Source organism: Halococcus sp. IIIV-5B, assembly GCF_003602035.1.
Lineage (GTDB): Archaea > Halobacteriota > Halobacteria > Halobacteriales > Halococcaceae > Halococcus > Halococcus salsus.
The window spans coordinates 67,199-89,504 of sequence record NZ_QZWE01000013.1; the positions used below are offsets into that span (position 1 = coordinate 67,199).

Below are 22,306 nucleotides of genomic sequence, written 5' to 3' on the forward strand. Positions count from 1 at the left end.
CTTAGATCACCGCGAAGACCGCGAGCGCGACGGTCGGGAGTGCCACCGCGAACTTCGTCCCGGTGAGGAGGGTGCCGCTCCGGATGTAGCCCGCGATGAACCCCGACGTGACCGCCTGGATCGTCACGGCGTGGAAGAACAGCATCCCCATCAGGTCGACGTCGATGCTCGCGCCGAGTCCCGCCGCGGCCGCCCCGCTCGTTCCGGTGTCGAGCCCGGCCACCGTATCGAGGAAGTTCACCTTCAGGACCGCCATCACCGCGAGCAGGGTGAGGAAGGTCATCACGACGATCACGACCTGCATTCTGGCCTGGGAGCGCTGTTCACGCTCGACCGCGTCCTGGTTCTCGCTCGCGCGCGCCGCCGTCGAGAGCACCTCCGTTATCTCCGAGGAGGCCTCCTGCGCCTCGCTGATGACGTTCACCGTCCGTGCGAGTCGCGGGACGTGATACTCGTTGTTGAACTCGACGAGCGCCCTCGTCAGGTTCGTCCCGTAGTCGACCTTCGCGGCGACCGTCCGGAGCTCGCTCGCGAGCCGTCCCGAGGAGGTCTCGGCGACGACCCGGAGCGATTCGAGGAGGGTCAGCCCCGTACTGTTGGCGCTCGATAGCTTCCGGAGCGTCTCCGAGAGCTTGCCCGTTATCCGACGGCGCGACCTGACGTTCCACTCGTAGAACACCGCGAGCGGCAGCCCGTTGACGTACAACGGCACGTAGACCCAGAGGAAGGTGCCGACCACCGAGCGATCGACGAACCCGTTGAGCGACGTGGGGGCGCGTCCCGAAGCTACTGCGAAGGCCAGCAACACCACCGAGGCGGGCACCGTGAGCGCGAGCACGGCGAGCGGTCGGTCCCGGAAGAAGCGATGTGGTCGCGCGAGGAGTTCCGCGGTCCGATGGGTCCCCTCGCGGTCGCGGATCCGGTCGAACACCGCGTGTCGACCGGTGTACTCCTCGACTAGCCCGAGGTCGGCGAGCCGAGACCGACCCGTCGTCGAGGTCGGTGCGCCCTCGACCCCGTCGGGTCGGAGGTAGCCGTCGCCGACCTCGTCCTGTTTCACCGTCGAGACCAGCACCGCGAAGCCGATACCGATCAGGGGGACCAGCCCGTAGACCGTCAGATAGAGCAGCAACGTCTGCGGGCCGCCGACCATGCTCATCACGACGAGGACCACGACCAGGAGGAGGGGAAACACCGAGAGCGTGATGTACAGCTCGCCGAACAGTTCGAGCGTTTCGAGCACCAGCGACTGCTCCTGTTTCGAGGTGCGGAGGTGCTTGTCCTTCTTGTCCCGGAGGAACGCCGTCATGCTCCCGCCGGAGTCGACGACCGAGAGCATGTCGGTCAGGAACTGGCTCAGCTCCTCGCTCGGGGTTCGGATCGACTGCCGCCGGATCGCGGTCCGGTAGTCGGTGTCGAAGAACTCGGTTTCGAGGTGGATCGACTCGAACTCCCTCGCGACCGCGCCGTAGGTGTCGTCGGCCCCCGCCATCGCCTCGACGATCTCGAGCTGGTTCAGCCCGCCGATCGAGAGGGCGTACATGAACGAGACCGAGTCCGCGAGCAGCACGTTTATCTCGCGTTTCCTGGCGTTCGCCCGGACGTAGGGGATCGTGACGAGCGTGCCGAACCCGACCGTGAACCCCACGAACCCACAGACGAGCCCCGACGCTCCGACCAACAGCGGGAGCTTCGCGGCCTCGAAGAGCTCCAGTATCACGCCGTGGAGCACCCGGAGGTCGGTAAGTTTCGGGACGCCGTCCACGAAGCGCTCGACGAGGAGGAAGCCGACGACCGTGGTGAGCACCCACAGCAACGCGCCGACCGTGACCCCGACGCCGATCGCACGCGAGAGGTAGATCTCGACGGTGTCAGGCATCCGCGCCGCCGCCAGCTTCCGTTCCATGTCGTCGACGAAGTCGCCGTCGTCGTCGAACAGCCGTCGGTAGAGGCCGTAGAACCGGTCGCCGAACGTCCGCCTCCCACCCACGTAGCCCCCGCCGGTCTCGTGGCTCACGGCCCGTCCTCCGCCCCCGTCGGTGCTTCCGAGCCGTCGTCCGCGCGGCCACCGTCGGCGATCGCGGCGGCGACGCTCGGCGTGGACCGGTCGTCGTACGCCTCGAAGAGCTCGGCTTCGGCCGTTTCGAGTATCGACCCGGTGAGCCGTCGCAGCTCGTCGGAGGGGTCGGGGCGGGGGACCATCGCCTCCGTCGCGGGATCGGTGTCGATCCGCACGCTCTCCATCCCGCGCAGGTCGTCGAGGCTGGCTTCGAGCCGGTCGGTCGCGATCAGCGAGAGGATCGTCTCGGGGTCGTTGATGAACGCCTGGAGCGTGGCGGCGGCCTGGGTGTAGGTGTTGAGCCCCCGGTCGACGAGGTAGGCCAACACGACCTTTCGCTTGAAGAGCTCCGCGGAGAGCCGGTCTTCGGACCAGCCCCGGTCGAAACGGATCGATTCGAGGGTGTTCGAGCTCCCGAGACGGAGGTAGTCGTCGGTCTCGGCCTGCCACTGGTAGACGTCCTTGACGTTGATCTCGTCGTGCTCGGCGTCGTAGTAGTTGATCTCGGTGAGCGCCCGATTTCGGCGGACCTTCTTCCCGCGAACCCGCGTCGCGGTCTGGACGCTCACGAGGTCGAGCGCTGTGAACAGCGTCTTCGAGACGTTGATCGGGTCGGTCGTGAACCGCTTGATGACCTCGCCGACGTTGTCGGCGTGGAAGGTCGTGAGTGAGGTGTGACCTGTGCTCATCACCTGAAAGAGGGTTCGACCCTCCTCCCCCCGAACCTCACCCATCACGATGTAGTCGGGGCGCTGGCGGAGCGCGGCTTCGAGGAGCGCGAACTCGTCGACGTCGCCGACGTCGTCGGCGCTGAAGGAGGGTCGCGTCACCGAGGCGACCCAGTTTCGTTGCGGGATCTCGAGCTCCCTGGTGTCCTCGATCGAGACGATCTTGGCGTTGCTCGGGATGAACAGCGAGACCGCGTTGAGGCTCGTCGTCTTGCCCGAGGCCGTCCCGCCGGCGAACAGCATCGACCTACCGTTCTCGATGCAGAGCCAGACGAAGGCCATCTCCTCGATGCTGAACGTGTGCCAGTTGATGAGGTCGACCGGGGTGTAGGGGACGTCTTTGAACTGGCGGATGGTGTAGTTGGTGCCGTGGTCGGAGACCTCGCGGCCGAGGGTGAGCTGGGCGCGCGAGCCGTCGGGGAGGGTGGCGTCGACCTGAGGCTGGCGTTTCGAGATCCCCTTCCCCGAGCGCTGGGCGAGTTTCACGACGAAGTCGTCGAGGTCGCTCTCGCCGTGGCGGACGTTGGTGATCAGCTGTTCGCGGTCGGTGTGGTAGACGAACACCGGGGAGTCGTAGCCGTCACACGAGACGTCCTCGACGTTGACGTCGTGTTTGATGCCGTCGATACGTTCGTAGCCGATGAAGTCTCGCCGGAGGTAGTAGCCGAGCTTCTCGACCTGGTAGGCCGAGAGCGTCTCCGCGTCCTCGTCGAGCACCGCGGGTTCGGGCCGGGTTGAGACTCCCTCGTAGTCGCCCGGTCCGTCGGCCGTTCCAGCCGTCCCGCTCGATCTCCGTCGAACGATCCCTTTCAGCCTGCCGAGAACGCCTGAACGCCCCGTGTCCGCGGTGGGACCCTCGTAGAGGTCGTAGCGTTCGAGCAGTCGGCTCGTCTCGGTCTCGATGACGGCCGCGCGCTCGGATTCGTCGCCATCGGCCACGGCCTCGTCGTCCGAGTAGGTGATCCCGGTCTTGAGCTTCCGGGTCAGGAACGCCTTCAGGTCGGCTTCGATCCGGGTGAGGTGGGGCTCGACGAGGTAGTACTTCGCCTCGTTTTCGCGCGTCGAGTGGAAGATGACCACGAACGAGTAGGGTTCGTTGACCCAGTAGCGCGCGACCTGTTCAGCAACCACTACATTTATGCTACAAGACACTGTAGGCCGAAGTATGAGTGATTCAGAGCGGGGTCAGATTCACGCCTACGTAGATTGCGCACAGAAACGACGATGGGAGGATTACATCGAGGAATCTTATGAGGTCAATTCGATGTCTGAGTTCCTTCGTGCTGCAGCAGAGAGCTACATACAAGAAGAGCGCTCCACCTCATCCCCCTCACAGCCTGCTCAGGGCCAAGCAATCGAGGAACAGACCTCTCAGGTACTCGATGCTGTAGGAGGTCTCTCTGGTCAATTACAGGATGTTCAGCAGCGCTTGAGTGTGGTAGAAGAGGAAGTAACCAACCCGCCTGAGAGAACAGAGCTTTCAACGCAAGTTCTCCACGTTCTCCCGACAGAGAAGCCCTATACAGAGGAGTGGGATTTGATGCAGCATACTAACGATGATAGTACTATCGCTTGGGAAGGGACAGTCGATGCAGTAGCTGAAAAGTTGGGCATGACTCGTGAATATCGCACCTATCCCGATGAAGATGGTCGAATCAGAGAGAGTTCTAGCCCTGTTCACTCTCAGAAGGATCGTGTAGAGAGCGCACTCAATCAGCTCCAGAAAGATACCTCTCTCATTAACAGTGATAGTATCGAAGGAGAACTCCGATACTGGAGAGAAGACTGATGGGGACTGCTAAATCTACTCGAAGACCCTTCGAGGAACTCTCTACTGGCACGGGAATAGAGATACATGCTGAGAAATACCTTCGACGTCGATACATGCGAAAGGAGGATGTGACTGCTGACGGGGATGTAACTCACATCAAACGATTTCTACGGTGGGCTGATGAACAGGAATACGACCCACTGGAGCTTGATAAGGATGGATATGAGGAATATCTATTCTGGATGAATGCTGAGGATTACGCCTTCAGCACCGTCAGAGGGAACTACTACTCCGTCAATTCGATGTATGAGTTCCTTATCGAAGAAGACGTTGTAGAGAGCAATCCCCTCTCTGAGATTGAACTGACCAGCAGAAATTATAGCTTCGCAACCACCAGATCCAAGAAGGCACAGAAAGCCAATAGCAATGGCGAAATCATCTATCTGGAACCTGATGAGGTCAGTAAGATGTATGACCATGCGAAGGAAGCCCACGGCTCTGCACTTCGCAATGAACTCATCATCAAACTACTGTTCCAGACTGGATTGAGACGATCTGAGTTCTGTTCGATTAAGCTAGATGCTGTCGATCTTCAGAGCCGTCGGATAACTGTTGAGAATGCTAAGGTGGGTGGATCGAGAACAGTGATGTACCGACCGAATACTGATTTGCTTCTCAGAGAATGGATAGACGTTAGAAGGCCCTCGCTTCCAACAGCAGAAGACTCCCCATACCTATTCCCGTCTGATAGGAGCGAAAGGATCGATGAGCGGTATGTGAATCGGATTGTGAAGCAAACTGCCGAGGCTGCTGGATTACAGGCTACTCATTATAGAGAACACGGTGGAAACAAGCGGGCGAAGGTAACTGCCCACGTACTCAGGCACTCATTTGCCGTTGATATGCTCTTTAACTACGAAATGGATCTTCGCTCTCTTCAGGAGCTAATGGGTCACAGTGAACTCAAGACGACTGCTGTATATCTCAATATCAAGAACGATGTTGCTCTCAATGCCTATCAAAGAGCTACATCCAGTGGACGGCATTCTAGTCCTGATGAACAATCAGTTCGGAAACGGCAGCAACCAATGGGTGTAGAAAGCTCACGGCATCAGCAGTCTAATTGGTAGGATATACAGCCTCGTTGAACGGACATCCAACCACAAATACCCCTGATTCAAGGCAGGAAAACCACCCTCCGTAGAGTCAATGATCTTCGATCTCGTCTTCATCCAAAGTACGCATCAGCATCTTCACGATAGCATGATTTGTCATCTGAATCTGTTCCTGTAGTTGCTCATTTTGCTCTCTCAATTCAGGGTATTCGATCCCATTCTCGATTAGTAGGCGCAACGCTTCTGAGATATTCTCCACAGGTATGCTATCGTCGCCAATCATCCTACTGATGTGTTCAGTAGCATCTTCGGGAATAGTGGTTGAGACTTTCTTCATCCTACTACGTACAGAATCACATTTGATAGATGAAGCTGCTCAAGCCCACAAATCTCATCATTAGCGAAAATGTAGCCCTCAACCCCCGCATCACACTGATTTTGCGTAGGAATGGAGTGCTATTATACTCTTATCGACTGCAGATACCTCCATTCGAATCAGTGTAAATCCACAGCATAGTTTATAAACTCACCACGACCGTAATGCCACTTATATAGCGAATACCTCTAATCCGCTTAAAAAAGCACTCAAGTAGGAGCTATCAGTCGCTCTGTATCTAGTTGTATGCTGCCTTTGAGAGATCGTAGACTACAATGATAACGATTAGAATGAAGACAAACTCAGCAACATTCGAACCTCCAGGTGGATGAGGATGGACTCCTGCCAATAGTATCATATCCTATTACTCAGTCATTATATCATCAACTTTCTGCTCAGACGTGGGTTAGATGGTATGAATGGAAGTTTTATTCAGCAGAGCGGCTGCGGAGGGTGGGGTTCTACCCCACCCCCGCTTGCCGCTCGTTAAGAGGGGTGTGTTGGGGGCATGTCCATTCGAGTGAAGTGGGGGTAATCCCCCTTTCATTGAATGACTGTGCTTTCCTTATTACCGTTAGATAAGCATTCCACTTTGTATCAGAAAGCTCGAATCCAGTGAATCCCAACTAATAGGCATAGATCTCTGTGAGGCATTTTTCTTGGATGGCAGACTCAAATGCCACCCCTTCTGGTGAATTTTCGGCATACTCGTGCGCACGCGCATAGCATGGCCGTATCGTTCCATGCACCTTAGACGGGGCTCTGATCCCCGAGAAAATGTTATACGATGGTAGTTGAAGCAGAGACATGCTCACCGCACTATGCACGGAGCGTATGCCAATAGCACTGAGTGTGTCATCTTCCTCTGTGAGACGTTCCGCAGCAGAATAGGATGAATACCTTTTGATGATGGTTAGAGCCACTCAGAAATCTAGCTGACGGCATACAACTGCAGAGAATTACTGCAGCAACGGTCAGCCCCGTAGGGAGCTTTGGAGAGTATGATGCTGAGATCACAGGTGTAGGTGCTCCGATACAGAGCAATCAGTTGTTGGGTCCATGCCCAACATACTTATTGATGGGGTGCATACCAACAGTCGCGGATGACAAAAGCAGAATCAGACATCGATACTGTACTCGATGAAACCCGAAAAGAGGGCAATAGGGTGATCCATCGGAAGGTGATCCTAGTTCCAGAGTCCTCTAAGTTCCCTGATGGAGTGAAATATGAGTTCCATCACGGAACTTTGGACGGTGAAACGCTGCTGCGATACGACAATGCTCATGGACAGCATGAGAAGCACATCGGAGACAGTGTTGAAAAAATTGAGTACCCAGGTATAGTCGAACTGTACGAGCAGTTCGCTAACAAGATAGAGGGCACGTAGCCCTCGTATTGTCTGCAAATGGTCATCCGTGGAGGCAAAACAAAATGCCATTCGAAAAACGAGGCGGCGGACAGGAAAGCAAGGATAAAACAGTGAAAACACTGAACGTGTATGTAGAGTCTACTGAGGATTTCCACGAGAGAGGTTTGGAAAATCTGAAAAAGATTGAAAAGGGTGAGCCTATCGAAGACAAATTCACCCTTAGTCTTTCAAATCTCAAGGAATTGGATAGAGTCTTCTCTGAGAAGAATATCCAACTGCTCCAGGTAATTGCGAAGCAGGAACCTGAAAGCATTCGTGAAGCTGCGCGGCTTGTCGAGCGGGATGTGAAAGAGGTTCATCGCAATCTCAAGGAACTTGAGCAGTTGAAGGTAGTCGAGTTTGAGTCACATGGTCGTTCGAAGAAGCCTGTCGTATGGTACGACAGGATTGATGTCCATGTGGATCTGCTTGACTTTGACTCAGAGGGGAGAGCAGAGCCTTCTGCTGTATAACAACTGTGGAAGATGAATGCTAAAGACATAGGCACGTATCTTGGTGCCTATTGGTCTGCCCTATTCTTCCTCATTGCTGCGGCAGCAATGGGGGTCTCTGCAATCCTCGGATATCGGCTTCCAGACACAATTGTTGAATACGGAACGCTCTTCTTAGTAGTTGTGACGTTAGCTACGGTATTTCAAAATAGTCAGCTCATCAAAAATGCTTCCGAGGAACGTAAAGTCAGCAGAGATCTACTCAGAGAGCAGCAGAAAGACGCAGTCATACAGTTAATTGACGCTGGAATTGATGATCTGAATGGTCGATTCGGCAGTGATGCAAAAATACTGGAAGAAATTTCCAAAGAGAATAACAAGGCTATCCTTCCTAAATTGGCACAGACATTCCAACGACCATCAGACCGAATCCTATCCGATATTGAGCAACACTATCCAGAAATCACTAGTGAAGTGGAGCAGTATGAAGAGATACGGGAAGAATATGTTAGAAAATCAAATCTTCTGGAATCTAACTTAACTGAAGCGATTCCTGACGGTCTCAGTGAGGAACAACGCTCCGCACTAATCCAGGTCGCCGCTGAAAACGGTGACACGAACAAACATAGAGCCCCTCTAGTGCTGTCAAATGTGACGGAGTCGATTGTGCATGGTGCTTTCGGGGGTCGTGAATTGTATTCTGGAAGGAATCAGGGGTCTAAAATATGGATAGAAGACAGTTGGCAATCCGTGAGACAGGCATCTCTCACTATACAAGATGATCCGCAGTATTCAGATCAGTTCGAAGATATCTACGCGCTTGGTAAGCAACTGAAAGCCAAGAACAAGGATCTCAGGGAAAGTTTGGGTTCCGCACGTAGCGACTTCAGAGAAGAGTATGGTATCCTCGAACCAGAGATTGTAGAAAGAAGAGAGGAAGCATAACTATTGCTTCCTGTCATAGAACAACCTTCAGCGACTCCTCTCCGCATGTAACCCCAACATTCCCCTCAGTATCCTTCTCACTCTTCAGCGAGAGGTATTCATCTCACAGTGCGATGAAGCCATTGAGAAACCGAGATACTACATACAATAGAAGAAACGTGTCTCTTACAAGTTAGCTATAGGATACTACATTAGACAGGCCGATCAGAGTGATTCCGATTGAGCCACTCCTGCTTTGAGAGTTCGCGGCCTGCATCCTCAGTGTCCTTCGCATTGATGGTCTGATTGTTATTGATGGTCGTTCCACCGCTCGAACCAGAACCACCCATCAAGCTAGAGAGACTCTTTGAGGATGTCGATGAAGTCGAACTCGAAGACTGCTTGTTCTCATCTTCAATTGCCTGCTCTTCAGCAGAGCCCTTCTGAGAGACGTTCTCACCGACAGACATCGGAGCATACGGATTCGGGCCGTCGAAGCCATCTGCTTCCGCATTGAATCGCTTGAGAGACTTTGTTGCTTCGTCAATGTCACTTGAAGCACTCATAAATCCCGATCCAACTCCGACCACTGCACCTGCTAATGCCACTAAGATTCCAATCCCAGTGACTGCTAAGAGTGCTGTAATCGCAGTCGTTAGGACTCCAACCCCAGTGCTCGCCATGATAGTTGCCTCACTGAATCCTAAGAGACCCCCAACAGAGACGGCTAACCCCTGCACAAAGGTCATCAATGCGGCGAATCCTGTTGCCACTAAGGTTCCAGAGAACGCGCTTGTAACCGTCGTAGCGAGAGATAGGGCCGTTACGAGCATCAAGAGGGCTGCGACACCCATGCCGATGAATTCGCCAAATGGCCCTAGTATCTCGATGACACTGCCGATAGCGGCGATAAACTGGAATACTATTGCACTCACCTGCATGAAGCCTGTCGAGAGCGCAAGCAGTGTCGGCAACATCTCAAGGAATGCATCTATCAACGGGAGAAGAGCAGGCAAGACTTCTGCAGCAACGTGAGCAAATCCTTCGATGATGTCTGCCCCCTCAAGCCACTCACCAAACATGGCGAAGAGAGGTGACATTGCCTCACCGAGTTCTGCGAGTGAGGCCAATAGTCCTGGGACGTAATTGAGGACGAAGCCGCCGAATGCTCGTGCTTCATCTTCTAGCTGCAAGAAGACATCATCACGAGCAGCAATCCGATCAAAGAGTGATCCGAGACCCTCAACCCCGTCTTCAAAGAGAGGTTGGAGGTCATCAGCGATTGGTGCGAACGCCTGCAAAAAGTCTTCACGCAAGTCGTCTTTGATCGATGAGAATCCTTGTTGTAAGGACTCAGTGTCATATCCTCCTCCCCGTTCGGCTGCTGCTCCCAACCCACCAAGAAGGGTTAGTCCACCAATTGCCCCTGCTGCACCTACTGCAGCACCAGCGAGCGTGACTAAGCCTGCTACTGCTGCAGGGATAGCACCAATGAAGACCATCAGCATCGGGATGAGTGACGCGACCACACCGTACAGGCCGCTCATCGTCATCTTCGTCTTCTTCAGTGGCTTCTTCGGACTATTCTGACTCATATCAAGAGGATCGACTCCAAATGCCTCTGCACGATCAGGGACGTCTACATCTCTATCAGAGCCTGAACCGAAGAACCTAGCCAATTCTTGCTTGAACTGCTCTCTCAGAGAAAAGCTATCGTCAAATGACTCTCTTTCGAGACCAGTATCTACCCCTCTACTTCCGATGGAAAGATCACTCTGGACGTCTGACCGCAATTCAGAGTAATCTCCCTTGATATCGGTATATAGGTTGGCTACATTGCTCCTATCCTCTGCATCGATAGATGGAGTTGCAACCAACTCATCCAACTGAGTGAGTTTCTCACGGAGGGCAGTGACCTTCGAAGATGCATGGTCAGTATCCGTATCTGCCGTAGTAGAGGCTTCTTCGAGTGAATCTAACTCTCCCTTCAATTCAGGGAGTGCATCTGCATCGAAGTCTTCTCCACTCATCCCGCTGAGGATGTCCCTGTCTAATTCGCGGAAGCCAGCATCTAACTCAGAGAATGGTGCCTGGAGAGCACTCTCTGACTCAATCAGCGTATTCAGTCGCTCATGCTGAACGTTGTCGAACTCTGGTGTGAGTGAAGTCTCATCTACGCTCTCAAATTGCTCTTCGAGCCTGCCGATTGTGTCTTGTATTTCACCACTCTCAACGTCTGAAGAGAGGTCAACGTCGATTGTATCTCCCTCTCCGATAGCTCTACGCAAATCAGAGATATCTTGATAGATGGAGTCTGTATCCAGCCCACTGCTCTCTAAGAGTGTCTCACTCTGCTCTACCCGCTCTTCAAATCGCTCCACCTGTTCAACCCCTTCCGAGGGTGATTCAACCGTAGAGAGCGATTCTCGAAGGTCAGAGAGGTCTTCGTTCAGTATGTCACTCGAATCAGAAGACTCAATTTGCAGTTGAGTTCTCAGGTCATCTAGGTCACTGAGCAGAGCCTCATTATCGAACTCTGGTTCAACACTGAACGTCTCTTGTGAACGAAGACGGCTTTCAAGAGCATCTATCTCGTCTATAGCCCGCTCTGTGTCGATGTCTGCATGGAGAGTAGCCTCCCTGTCGAATAGTGCTTCATCCAGATTCGTGGCCGTCTCAGCGGCCTTCTCGTCCAACTCAGATAGCTGACTCCGCATCAACCGCACTGACTGAGAAAGCGAATCCGTATCCAGATCAGCAGTGTCTATTTCCTCATCCAGTTCCGTGCGAGTACGCTCAATCTGCTCACGCACAACATGTATTGTAGATTCGTCAGTCTCGTCGGGGAGAGTGTCAAGTCTGCTCTCCAGGGTATCCAACTGCTCTCTCGCCTCAGAGACATCTACATCGGCATTCAGTGTAGCAGACCTATCTGAGAGTAGCTCGGGTATCTCCGTGAGTACTGTAGACTCATTCTCGGTAGCAGTCAACTGAGAGCGAATTTCGCTTTGTAGATCATCGTCAGCCAACCCTAAGATGTCTTCACGGACATCGAGAATTTCAGAGCGTAGCTCGCTGGTATCCAGATTAGTGCTAAGGTCCGTCAGCCCTCTCTCAGCTAAGGTTGCTTTGCCAGCTTGCTCACGGACGAACTCTTCATCAACTTCAGACCGATCAACGCCCTCAATCGACCCTCGAAGGTCCGTGAGGGTGTCTTGTACTGATTCAGGGTCAACATCAATGCCGTCAGAGAGCGATTCATTGACGCTGATTCCCTGTCCGATATCAAGATCATCGAGGTTAGAGAGGGTCTCATCGAAGTCTAAATCTGCAAGCTCGTTCTGAATCTCAGCGACGTCTGCAAGAGTGTCTCCGAGAAAGCCCGATTCGTCAACACCACCCTCTGTGCGTATTGGGAGAGAATCGTCCTCCAGTTCAGCAGTGACTTGGAGAGTTCTCGCTGCTTCCTTAAACTGGGATGCACGCTTCTCTCCGACCCCATCGACATTGGTTAGGTCGGATTCCTCTGCTTGCTGGATGTCGCTGAGGTTCTCATACCCCTGGTTATTGAGTGCTGTAGAAGTGTGCTCTCCAATGCCTTTGACTTCTTCAAGAGGTATATCCTCAAGCTCAACACCCAGTAATGCATCCTCACCGAACTCAGGCGGCTCTATCTCGCTCAGATTACTATCGATGTCACCAATATCGAGAGAGATGTCGTTGACATCCGTTTCAAAGTCAGCGACCTCCGACCGCATGTCTCTGAGAACGGAGTGAATCTTACCGTCCTCATCGACCTGTAGCTCAGCCGTGTACGTATCCTCGAAGTTCTCTGCGAGAGCCTTTAGGGACTGTATCTGCGCTCTCGAATCCTCTATACCATTTATGTCCGTTAGCTCAGATTCTGGAGCCTCTCGGATGTCTCTGAGGCTCTTATAGCCCTCACTGTTGAGTGCTGTAGAGGTTCGCTCATCGATGTCGTCTATACTCTCGATAGGAATGTCTTCAAGCTCAACGCCAAGTAGCGCATCCTCATCGAGTTCAGGGGATGCAAATTCAACCAGTTCAGCATCTATGTCTCCCAAATCAAGAGACATTTCGCTAAAGTCGTCTTCAAACTCAGCGACGTCTCCCCGTATGTCTCTTAGCGCAGAGCTAACTTCTCCATTCTCATCAACATCCAAATCTGCCGTATAGGTGTCTTCAAAGTCCTCTGCAACAGCATGAACAGACTCTATCTGAGAAATCGCTTCATCGACACCATCGACATCAACATCAATGGTAATGTCTTCAACGTCTTCCTTGAGGGTGTCAATCCCCTCAAGATCAGCAGCAAGCTCGTCTAGCTCGTCAGAAAACTCATCAACAATCTCTATAACTATGTCTAATTCTTCAGTCGCCATGTCGAAAAACAGTAAAATCTAGAACAGGTCAGAAAGCGAGTCTGCATCAAAAATGCCTCTTACCGCAAAAATGTCAGCATCATCAAACTGCATCGGGAGACTTCTATTTCCGTTTCCGTCGTCAAGAAGATCTATCCATTGAGGCATATCTCCCTCACACTTGATGAGAGTACGTTCGATGTAGAACTCCTCGTGGAGCAGTAAACTCTCCACGATAGAGGGCTTGGAGGTAGTCACCTTCGCGTAGCCTTCAGGCCCCTCATCGTCTCGAACGTAGATTTTATGCGTTTCAGGGGATCTAACTCTATCAGCTAGATTCTCTCGGTAGTTCTCTTCTTGTTTATTCATTGTTGTAAACTGATTCGTCGTCTTCTAAGTCTATACTCTGGTGCGATTCAATCAGCGACAAAAGCGTATCCTCAAAGGTAGCTCCCGCCGAGCAATTGGGTAGTTGGAAACGAGCCTCGTTCACCGCTGATTGAGTAGATCCGTTAATCGCTATCATTTTCATTAGTAATTTCCGCCATTTAGTTCAGCAAAACAGGGAATCCGTCTTCTTCACCCCATACTTCATTCGTATGTAGAGCATGGTGATCCGACTGCGAGAGAGGTTCCAAATTTGCGGGTCTGTTATCAAATTGATGTTTGTTCCGATGATTCACTTCGTTGCCTGCAACCGCGTCAAATCCGTATTCGGCAACAGCGAGAAGCCGATGAACCAGAACTGAAGTCCTCGAACCGCTCTCCATCCACTTCTCACGTTCAGGCCTCTCATTCCACTTTTCGATGCTGTGTGAAACTCCGATGTCATGCGTGGTTGGAACATCGAGACGATCCATCCATCTCACAATAGTAGTTCGACCGCACCCTAATCTATCAGCAATCTGTCGCTGAGTCAATTCGTCCTTCCAGTACAGGTCGGAGAGTAGAGACCTATCTCTCCAGGGAGTTTCGTTATTCGTAAGCGATTCAACTGATTCAGTATTGTTAGCAGCAATAGACATATCTCTAAAGCAGTAGTCTTCTATCGAAACCGTCTGAGACGATGTATTCAAAGACTAGTTCATTTTCAGCATGCGCGCCTGTCTCCTCTCTGCGATGGGAGTCAAGGACTCCCTTCTCGCTGTGGGACAGGCGCTTGTCGGGATGAATAGGTATTAGGCTCACAATCATTCACTGAGAGCAGGCTGCGTGTCTGAATGATTCTATTGACAAACCACTCTCATTCAGTAAACTATTGATGAAGAGCCATCCTATTTCATTCTCCTTCTCATAGAGTATGTCCTGTGCTCGCAACGCCGATTTCCCTTATAAATAAGACGATTACATGCACTTTACTTGCATCCATAAGTTATAGTTGCTCTTTGATGCTATCCCGTGTCGTACTCAGAAAGCTTGGATCGAAGCCAAATTGTTCACAGACATCTTTGAACCGAGAATCGTTCTCTATGAGAGTAGGATTGTGATGGAGATTTGTTCTCTCCATACGGTCGCTCAGTGCCATTTCACCGTAGGCTCGATCTTCCCTAGTAACAAGGCTCAATACCGCGATAGCTGCTTTCTTATTATTTGAGTGCGCTCCGAGAGTATCTACGTCGATCTTCTTCATCATTGACTTTGCTTCTTCACGTTGAGGCTGAATGCACCCGAGCTGCTTAGAGATGATTTCGGTGATAGTGAGCTTGTCCGCAGTCTCACGAGCAGATTCTTCATCGGATGCCCCTCTCCCTTCAACAGGTGCTTCCCCCATAGCATTCGTCTGAAAGAGCCACATTGACCTCCATCGAGCACGGTCAATGGCAATTGTAGGACTGGTATCCTTTTTTCGCCATTCAGTCTGATACTCTCGGTGCTGGAGTACACTTCTTTTGCCGATTGGCACTTCGTGACCCGTAGTATCCTTCAGGTGATCCCGAGTTTTCCCTAATTCGTCACTGTCTAACGACTCTTCATCAAGTGATAGCTCTCTCCCACCGAAGATACAGTCTGAGCATTGGCATTCAATATCATCATCTGCTCTAAGTGTCCTGAGTACCGCGAGCGCATTCTCACGATTATGATACTCTATCCAACTCGATGGTCTATCTTGTGGGAGTTCTGTGCTTGTTGCGCTTTGTGCTTCTGCAGACATTCTTGATCACAGAGACCTGTATAGCGACCTTCTCTCTACATTATGCTCGTAGCCTTGCATAGGCCTCTATGACAGGCTCCAGCAAGTTGACTTATAAATTGTCGGTCAGGGCAACTCAAACGCAACTCGTCTCAGATATTGTGTGCCGTTTTGACATCTGCTCTAATGAGGCTATATGTCAGCAGGGTCTATCGATATGCCACTCCACCTTCTTCCCATGAATAGAGTTCTCCCGTAATCGGGATAGCTTCTGTCCAGATCCGAATATACTACTGGTGCCTCTATCTCGTGGTAATCAAGCAGATCTTCGACTATCTCTTTGTATCCATCTGGAGGGTTTGGACTGAGGATCACTCTATTTATCAACTCATTTGGGTCGAATCGGACTGCTTGACCCTCCTTTGTTTGTTCTATTGATCCTGTACCTGTCATTGGATCCTCAAATACCGCTCTAAACTCTCTTTCACTGCTAAACTCGTCTCGTTTGTGGAAGAATCGAGCGTATTGCGACTGAGGCATTGCTTCATTCTGAAAATCGATATATTCAACTGAACCAACCTGCATTTTCTCGTGTTCCGCCTTCATGTCTTGCACTGCAGCTTCATAATTCTGAACAGCATCACTGTCAGGATTATCTCTATTCAAAAATGCATCCACTTTCGCGTTATCACTCTTGAGAATGCTCTCAAGAAGGTTATCGGAGACATCCTTCTCAATACTCTTCTTGAATTGTCCAACCGTAGTTTCAATTGCAACACCCAGATCACCTCCAATATATGCATTCCAGAAAACGGCTGACTCGGACTCACCCTCACGCCAGCAATTGATGTATACTTTCTTGTTCACAAAATTGATGAAGTCTTCTCTTGCCTCTCGCTCAGCTTTATGCATTTCCTTAGCGGCTTCTTGACCAAAAATTTCCTGCTGTTGTTGGTTCAATTTCGCCAAATAATCGATATTCGGCTGTGGAAACATCCCCTCGAATCGATCGTCAAATGCTTCAACAGTACTGAACCAGAACTCCTCTGATTGAAGAATCGTTTCAAGACTCTCAAATGTTCTATACCTTCGAATTATTGTGTCCTCTTGGGGTTGCTTTGGCCCCCAAGGTGCAGTAATCTTCATCTCTTGTCGATTAGTCTGCAGAAATTGCTGAAGGTCATCTCTTGAAAGTATATCGCGCTTATCGCTCAGAGATAAGTGGCCTTGTAGCAGATTCCAGTCCTCTTCGCTCCAAATGTGGTCCCTTGCGAGCCGATTGAATTGCCGAAACCGTTCTTTCTTCAGTTTCTCCTCATCATCCTTGTCCATGAGAGCTTATTCTCTGTTAGTGACACTGCTCCATTAATCGTAGGCACTCTCCCTCCCGCGCAATATTCCATGTTCTTAGCGCAAAATTATTCTAAATCTACAAATTGAGATAGACGTCGAAATAGTATAGAGATCTTGATGGAGGGGGTCTATACTACTGAGAGAGCGAAGTTCCGTGTGGAGGGGGCGTGCATCCACCCCAATATGTAGGCGAAGGGAACCTATTGAGTGCTCTAATCTTGATGGGGGAGTGTTAGCGAACAGACATATGGTGGCGCCATTGAGGTTGTATCTCTGAGTGCTGAGCACCGAAGTACACTGTGAGGGGTAAGACACCTATCTACTGTTCACTCCAATTCCTGAGTAAGACAGAGGCATTGTATGCTGATAGAGTATCTGTCTACCTTCTCATCCCACTGGGGCATGCACGCTCAGACAGCTTACTCAGACACTGACCATATCAGTGAGTTCCCTATTTTCTGCGAGTCAACTATCTCTTCCTCGCTTAGTCGTCTGAGTCGGAAATCAGCAGCCTGTCGAGAACATCCTAGTTCATTCCCTACATTGGTTGTCGTCGCAGGATCGGCTTCCCGAATAGCGCTGAGTATATCTTCTTCTGAATAACGGTGACTCTGTTTTCCGTCGCTCATACTGACTGTACTGTACCACCTCATTTAGTCTTTGCTATGAAGCAAAGAGTTAAGTGGCATGCACTCTTTGGATGAAGTAAGCACTGAGGTACTGTCTCACGAGGAAAGTGAGGCGAGTGTTAGAGCACTCACCTCGGTGTCGGACAAGACCGACATGGCATACAACGCCTCTGCGTCACATGAAGGTGACGCCACGAACGGACGTATCGAGAATGCAATTGAGCAACTGCAGTCCACCAAGAGGAAGATCCACCAGGAGGGGGAGTGGGCAGAAAACTTCCATTGGTACGACGATCGCGTTGACGAGTTGGATGACGCTATCGAGCTGCTGGAGAGTACTGACGACGGTGATGACCTCCCTGAGATAACTCGCCACGTTGAGGCACCTGAATACGGTGGAGAGACCTATGCTCGGTGTGAAGGCTGTGGCGTCGAGTCAATTAGTGGTCCTAATCATATCCTTCACGACGAGGACTGTCCTCACTCGGAGGTCCGTCTATGAGCGTCACCTCTGAGAACACCACTGCTGCAAAGCGAGCAGAGTGGGAAGGCATGGAGTACCGCGTTCCTGTTCACGGGAGTGTTCGTGTCGAGAATACCTCATATGGAGAAGAGAGCGATGAGCATGTCTATGTCGTCTCCGTAGAGAGTGAGATCCCGTTTGACTGTACGTGTCCTTCGTGGCAGTACAACAACCCTGATAACGGGTGTAAGCACATGCTTGCCGTTGAGAACAAACCTGCAGTACTGCAGGCTGCTTCGGAGGTTCGCGAATGATACTTCACGGCGACCTCATCTCGGCCTTCTTTGAGAATGTAGAGCGAATAAGCACCCTTCACGAGAAACGACGTGAAGAGGCACTCACTGCCGATGAATGCTTCCTCGCACGCTGGCGAATGAAGAACGACACTGACGATCCTGAAGACGTCGTTAGTGAAATCAACGAGCGTAGAAAAGAGAGTGATTCATCGATAGATGCAGAGGTTAACGAGCTTGATGTCATGTTCCACCTCAATCACAGATGTGACTGTGACCATCTTGGAAAGAGCCAAATAAAGCTTCGAGACTGTATGAGACTTCGAACGATGGAGCTTGATGAGGCGATAGATCACTTTCCGAACCATTGGGAATACACTATCCGCGCTCACTGGGAAGGGAAGGATAAGCATTGCATCCACGAAGACCTAATCGAACCTCGGACACAGTAGCTGTATCCTACTGGACCACGGGAATATGATTCTCGTGCGAACCCAATAGTCTCAGCCAACTGTCTTCTTGTCCATCTCTTACATACCAAAGTGTGTTGTGTGGGGGAATTTATTTGTAGTATGAAAACAACTACTATTCAAGACACATATCTATGGGACTATCAGATAGATTCCGTTCTGCATGGATAGAAGCCGTAGAAGAAGATCTTGAGTGTCCCCAGTGTGCTTCCTCTAATCAGTCTGCTAAAGGCATGATTGCTGGTGAGATGAAGTGTGATGACTGTGGATATGATTATTCGTACAATGAGAGAGTCTCTACGAAAAGTCGTTCAAAGGAATGGAGAGAGCACGAAGAGCATGTTGATGAACTTGTAGAGAGCGCTATGGGGGAATCAGTGACGCGAGAAGCTCTCTTAGAAGGAATGAGATTCGACAATAAGGATAATCTTTTAGTAGAATTCCTCGATGATGGAGAGCAGCCACATTACATTCTAAAGGGGCGTACTATTGACGTCGAAGGCGGTGGAGACAGCACAGGATACTGGGGTAATGATCGTAGTCGGAAGAATGGAACTGAAGGCCACGTACATACTATCCTTACTGACAAGCGCATTGTAGCTCACATTCCTCAGACTCTCGGTGATGATGAGCGCAATGTCCCATATGACTCAGTGAATGGAGTTGACTTCGACACGGGTCTAATACACAAGAGGCTAACAGTGCAGACCTATGGACGCACATACCACTTCTCTGGGTCGAAATCCTCGAAAGAAGAGTGTCGTGATGCAGCGAAGTTCATCCGTATTATGACTGAGTAGGTTGGGCAATTGCTTGTTATGATGGTCCTTGCATGTCGATTATGATTGAATTGTTAATGACAACCCTCCACAAAGCACTTACCAGAAGCCATTCGTCCTCAAATAGGGAATGTCAATGTTCCCTACGGAGAGTTGTCCTGGCATCATTTCGCTCCCCATTTCATGAGAAGAACTCGACGCATATCATAGTTGTGCCCCTCAGACCTGTTATTTATGATCAGTTGTCTCTATCGTTGTGACGCTATTACACAAAGCATTTAGCGTGACCCACAAGCGGTGAGGTGGGAACCTCGTTCCCTAAGGTGGTTCTTGCGCGGCACCACCTTTCTAAGTCCAGAATCGTTTACACTACTTCGAGGCGTTTATTATGTACGACAATGAACGTTCCACGGGGAAGTGAGACTCTCGCTGATCCAGTCAAAACCGCCTTCACTCTCACTCCCTTTGTGATTAACGTTCGGCCATGAGAAGTCAGAGGTCACTATCACTCCATAGTGAGCTTCTGATGAGTTCTCTGAGCCGAGCATCAGAATTTTCCCCTAAATCAACGAACGGTGTAGCTAACCGTTACTCCTACTATGTTAGTTACTACCATAAGACTCATACCGTAGTGTGTCCTACTCTCAGTGCTTGGAAGTAGGGTTCGCAAAAAGCGGAAGCCCCGTTGCGTGGCATCACCCTGCTTTCGAGTTTCCCAGACTGGTCCACTGACCAGTACGAGACGTACATATGCCTTCCACATAGTTATTGTGAAGCCACATCAAATCATCTTCATCTAATGGTAGCACCAAGATACCTCACTCATCACATTTCTGTTTAATATGATTTATTTACACTGACTCCGATAGCATCGTAGCATGAACTGCCCTCTCTGTGGCACCCCACTCACCGATGACCGTCCTAAATATCGGATAGCACTTCATGCTGTAGACAAGGGTCGTCTATCTACAGTCCGCGACAGTCAAGCTACTAAGAAAAATCAAGTTTGTAGGGACTGTTGGGAAGACTTCAGAAGCAAGCTCTCGTAAAGTCGTATATAAATCTGAATATCTATAAGAAAGGTATATACAATCTACCTTCCCATTCCGAGGTCAATGGATTGTCCCCTCTGTGGTGAGTCAATTTCGGAAGGACCACCTCATTACTATCTTACTCTCAGTTCGGACAACAGAAGTTTAGAAGATATCCAAGAAGATGTGGAAATTTGTGAACAGTGCTTCAACCAGTATCGGGACAGTTTATCCTGATTAGTGGGCAGCAAGTAGATAGAATAAGCCGTTGATATTCTAACTTAGTGCTACAAGAATAGTATTCTAAGGAGAACAGTAGCGCGCGACCTCCCGAAAGTAGGGTTTTCGGTCGAGCGGTACCGCCTTCTCGAGGTCGTAGCGGTTCGCGACCGTGGTCCGCCCGTCGGCCGCCGTGAAGAAGTCGTCCCCGTCGACCGCGTCGTCCACCGTCACCGTTCGGGCATCGACGGCGCGGGCGAGCCCACCGGCCATCCCGGCCGCGGCGGCGATACGGGCCGCGACGCCAGCGTTCGTGGGCGGATCGCGAGCGGACGAACCGTCGGACTCCGACATTGGCGAGCCTGGCCTCCTCATCGAATAAAAACCCTCGGCGGGGCCGAGTCGGCCCGATACCTCGTCGAGCGGCCGACGTCGGGCGGAACGATAGATTTACCCACCTCGTTCGTATAAGTTACATGTGATTTCGATACTCCTTCTCGTTGGGGTCGGCGTCGCGGTCTTCGTCGGTTTCAACATCGGTGGTTCCTCGACCGGCGTCGCGTTCGGCCCGGCGGTGGGGAGCCGGCTGGTCTCGAAGAACGGCGCGGCGGCGCTGTTCACCCTCTTCGCGCTGATCGGTGGCTGGACCTACGGTCGAGAGGTCGTGAAGACGATGGGTGGCGATATCGTCCCGTCGAGCCAGTTCACCCTCGGGGCGAGCGTCGCGGTGCTGTTCTTCGTCGGGCTCGCGCTCCTCATCTCGAACCTCTTCGGCGTGCCCGCCTCGACCTCGATGACGGCGGTCGGCGCGATCGCGGGGCTCGGTCTCGCGAGTCACACCCTCGACTGGGGCGTGATGGGCGGGATCGTCTCGTGGTGGCTCGTCGCCCCCGTGGTCGCCTTCTGGGTGTGTGCGGTGATCGGTCGCTACCTCTACCCCTACCTCGACGCGTGGTTCGCGCTCGACCAGTCCGACAGCGACCTCCTGACGATCGACCGGACCGGCCCGGTTCCCGTCCCGAGACCCGCACCGGGGACGACCCCGAAGGAAGTCTTCTGGAGCGCCGTCGTGCTCGCGATCAGCTGCTACATGGCGTTCTCCGCGGGCGCGTCGAACGTCGCCAACGCGGTCGCCCCCCTCGTCGGTGGCGGCACGGTCACGGCCGACCAAGGGGTGCTGCTCGCGGCCGCCGCGATCGGTCTCGGCGCGTTCACGATCGCCCGGCGGACCCTCGACACCATCGGCAACGACCTCACCGACCTCCCCCTCCTGGCCTCGCTGATCGTCGCGAGCGTGAGCGCCACCATCATCACGGTGCTCTCGCGGCTCGGGATCCCGGCGAGCCTGGCCGTGAGCGCCACGATGTGTATCGTGGGCCTCGGCTGGGGTCGGGCTACCCGAACGACCACCATCGCGGACGCGGCGTCGGCGGCCTACCGCGGCGAGGAGAGCGCGACCCTCACCACCGGCGCGCTCGCCGCCGACTCGCCCGAAGCGATCGACGCCGACGGTACCCCCGACGGCGGTGACGTCCCGGAGCCCGACGTCCCGCGGATCGGCGACGAGGACCCCGCGGACTTCACCTCACAGGAACTCTTCGACCCGTCGGCGACGGGCCGGGTCGTGATGCTCTGGATCCTCACCCCCTCCCTGTCGGCGGCCGCCTCGTACGTTCTCTTCAGTCTCTTTCCGATCTACGGTGGCTGAGCCGCTCGCGATGT

At 52.3% G+C, this 22,306-nt stretch carries 17 protein-coding genes and 1 pseudogene; 10 read left to right on the forward strand and 8 right to left on the reverse strand.

Annotated elements, in window-relative coordinates:
* Position 1: 1 nt before the first annotated feature.
* Positions 2-2,017: a type II secretion system F family protein gene (locus D3261_RS10615; RefSeq protein WP_120072186.1), complete on the reverse strand. Its 2,016-nt coding sequence runs from the start codon at positions 2,015-2,017 to the stop codon at positions 2-4.
* Positions 2,014-3,906: pseudogene (locus D3261_RS10620) on the reverse strand (type II/IV secretion system ATPase subunit); the annotation flags it as partial. The pseudogene D3261_RS10620 and the gene D3261_RS10615, both read right to left, overlap by 4 nt.
* Positions 3,907-3,952: 46 nt before the next feature.
* Here D3261_RS10620 and D3261_RS19760 point away from each other — a divergent pair.
* Both D3261_RS19760 and D3261_RS10625 read left to right on the forward strand, forming a co-directional pair.
* Positions 3,953-4,576 carry a hypothetical protein gene (locus D3261_RS19760; protein ID WP_147464964.1) on the forward strand — a complete coding sequence of 208 codons (624 nt, stop codon included), beginning with the start codon at positions 3,953-3,955 and terminating at the stop codon, positions 4,574-4,576.
* Between the two features lie 95 nt (positions 4,577-4,671).
* Positions 4,672-5,688, forward strand: coding sequence for a tyrosine-type recombinase/integrase (locus D3261_RS10625; RefSeq protein ID WP_158589382.1), 1,017 nt, complete (start codon positions 4,672-4,674; stop codon positions 5,686-5,688).
* Positions 5,689-5,764: 76 nt separating this feature from the next.
* Here D3261_RS10625 and D3261_RS10630 read toward each other — a convergent pair whose 3' ends face one another.
* Positions 5,765-6,010, reverse strand: coding sequence for a hypothetical protein (locus tag D3261_RS10630; RefSeq protein ID WP_120072189.1), 246 nt, complete (start codon positions 6,008-6,010; stop codon positions 5,765-5,767).
* A gap of 1,142 nt (positions 6,011-7,152) precedes the next feature.
* On the opposite strand from D3261_RS10630, the gene D3261_RS10635 reads away from it, so the two are divergent.
* The 3 genes from D3261_RS10635 to D3261_RS19765 are packed head-to-tail and all read left to right on the forward strand — an operon-like array spanning position 7,153 to position 8,855.
* Positions 7,153-7,437 carry a DUF6516 family protein gene (locus D3261_RS10635; protein WP_199693988.1) on the forward strand — a complete coding sequence of 95 codons (285 nt, stop codon included), beginning with the start codon at positions 7,153-7,155 and terminating at the stop codon, positions 7,435-7,437.
* 44 nt (positions 7,438-7,481) lie between these two features.
* Complete coding sequence (locus D3261_RS10640; RefSeq protein WP_233553965.1) at positions 7,482-7,931, forward strand: hypothetical protein; 450 nt, start codon at positions 7,482-7,484, stop codon at positions 7,929-7,931.
* 12 nt (positions 7,932-7,943) lie between these two features.
* A complete protein-coding gene (locus tag D3261_RS19765; protein ID WP_147464965.1) occupies positions 7,944-8,855 on the forward strand; it encodes a hypothetical protein in 912 nt (303 codons plus the stop codon).
* Positions 8,856-9,046: 191 nt separating this feature from the next.
* Here the strand turns inward: D3261_RS19765 and D3261_RS10645 are convergent, their stop codons facing one another.
* From D3261_RS10645 to D3261_RS10660, 4 genes are all read right to left on the reverse strand, one after another.
* Positions 9,047-13,237, reverse strand: a complete 4,191-nt coding sequence (locus D3261_RS10645) for a helix-hairpin-helix domain-containing protein (RefSeq protein WP_120072193.1) — start codon at positions 13,235-13,237, stop codon at positions 9,047-9,049.
* A gap of 18 nt (positions 13,238-13,255) precedes the next feature.
* Positions 13,256-13,585 carry a hypothetical protein gene (locus D3261_RS10650; protein WP_120072195.1) on the reverse strand — a complete coding sequence of 110 codons (330 nt, stop codon included), beginning with the start codon at positions 13,583-13,585 and terminating at the stop codon, positions 13,256-13,258.
* Between the two features lie 1,003 nt (positions 13,586-14,588).
* Positions 14,589-15,368 carry a hypothetical protein gene (locus D3261_RS19770; protein ID WP_147464966.1) on the reverse strand — a complete coding sequence of 260 codons (780 nt, stop codon included), beginning with the start codon at positions 15,366-15,368 and terminating at the stop codon, positions 14,589-14,591.
* A 171-nt stretch (positions 15,369-15,539) separates the two neighbouring features.
* The gene (locus D3261_RS10660) at positions 15,540-16,679 is read right to left on the reverse strand and encodes a hypothetical protein (RefSeq protein ID WP_120072199.1); all 1,140 of its coding nucleotides are present in this window, start codon (positions 16,677-16,679) and stop codon (positions 15,540-15,542) included.
* A gap of 804 nt (positions 16,680-17,483) precedes the next feature.
* Between D3261_RS10660 and D3261_RS10670 the strand changes: the two genes are divergently transcribed.
* The 4 genes from D3261_RS10670 to D3261_RS10685 all read left to right on the forward strand — a co-directional run bounded on the left by D3261_RS10670 (position 17,484) and on the right by D3261_RS10685 (position 19,355).
* Complete coding sequence (locus tag D3261_RS10670; RefSeq protein ID WP_120072201.1) at positions 17,484-17,831, forward strand: hypothetical protein; 348 nt, start codon at positions 17,484-17,486, stop codon at positions 17,829-17,831.
* Complete coding sequence (locus D3261_RS10675; protein WP_233553966.1) at positions 17,828-18,106, forward strand: SWIM zinc finger family protein; 279 nt, start codon at positions 17,828-17,830, stop codon at positions 18,104-18,106. The genes D3261_RS10670 and D3261_RS10675 overlap by 4 nt, the downstream gene beginning before the upstream one ends.
* Complete coding sequence (locus tag D3261_RS10680) at positions 18,103-18,537, forward strand: hypothetical protein (protein WP_120072203.1); 435 nt, start codon at positions 18,103-18,105, stop codon at positions 18,535-18,537. The genes D3261_RS10675 and D3261_RS10680 overlap by 4 nt, the downstream gene beginning before the upstream one ends.
* Before the next feature lie 152 nt (positions 18,538-18,689).
* Positions 18,690-19,355 carry a PH domain-containing protein gene (locus tag D3261_RS10685; RefSeq protein WP_120072205.1) on the forward strand — a complete coding sequence of 222 codons (666 nt, stop codon included), beginning with the start codon at positions 18,690-18,692 and terminating at the stop codon, positions 19,353-19,355.
* A gap of 1,313 nt (positions 19,356-20,668) precedes the next feature.
* Here D3261_RS10685 and D3261_RS10690 read toward each other — a convergent pair.
* The gene (locus D3261_RS10690; protein WP_233553967.1) at positions 20,669-20,938 is read right to left on the reverse strand and encodes a hypothetical protein; all 270 of its coding nucleotides are present in this window, start codon (positions 20,936-20,938) and stop codon (positions 20,669-20,671) included.
* A 124-nt stretch (positions 20,939-21,062) separates the two neighbouring features.
* Here D3261_RS10690 and D3261_RS10695 point away from each other — a divergent pair, with 124 nt between their 5' ends.
* Positions 21,063-22,292 carry an inorganic phosphate transporter gene (locus D3261_RS10695; RefSeq protein WP_120072207.1) on the forward strand — a complete coding sequence of 410 codons (1,230 nt, stop codon included), beginning with the start codon at positions 21,063-21,065 and terminating at the stop codon, positions 22,290-22,292.
* Positions 22,293-22,306: the final 14 nt, after the last annotated feature.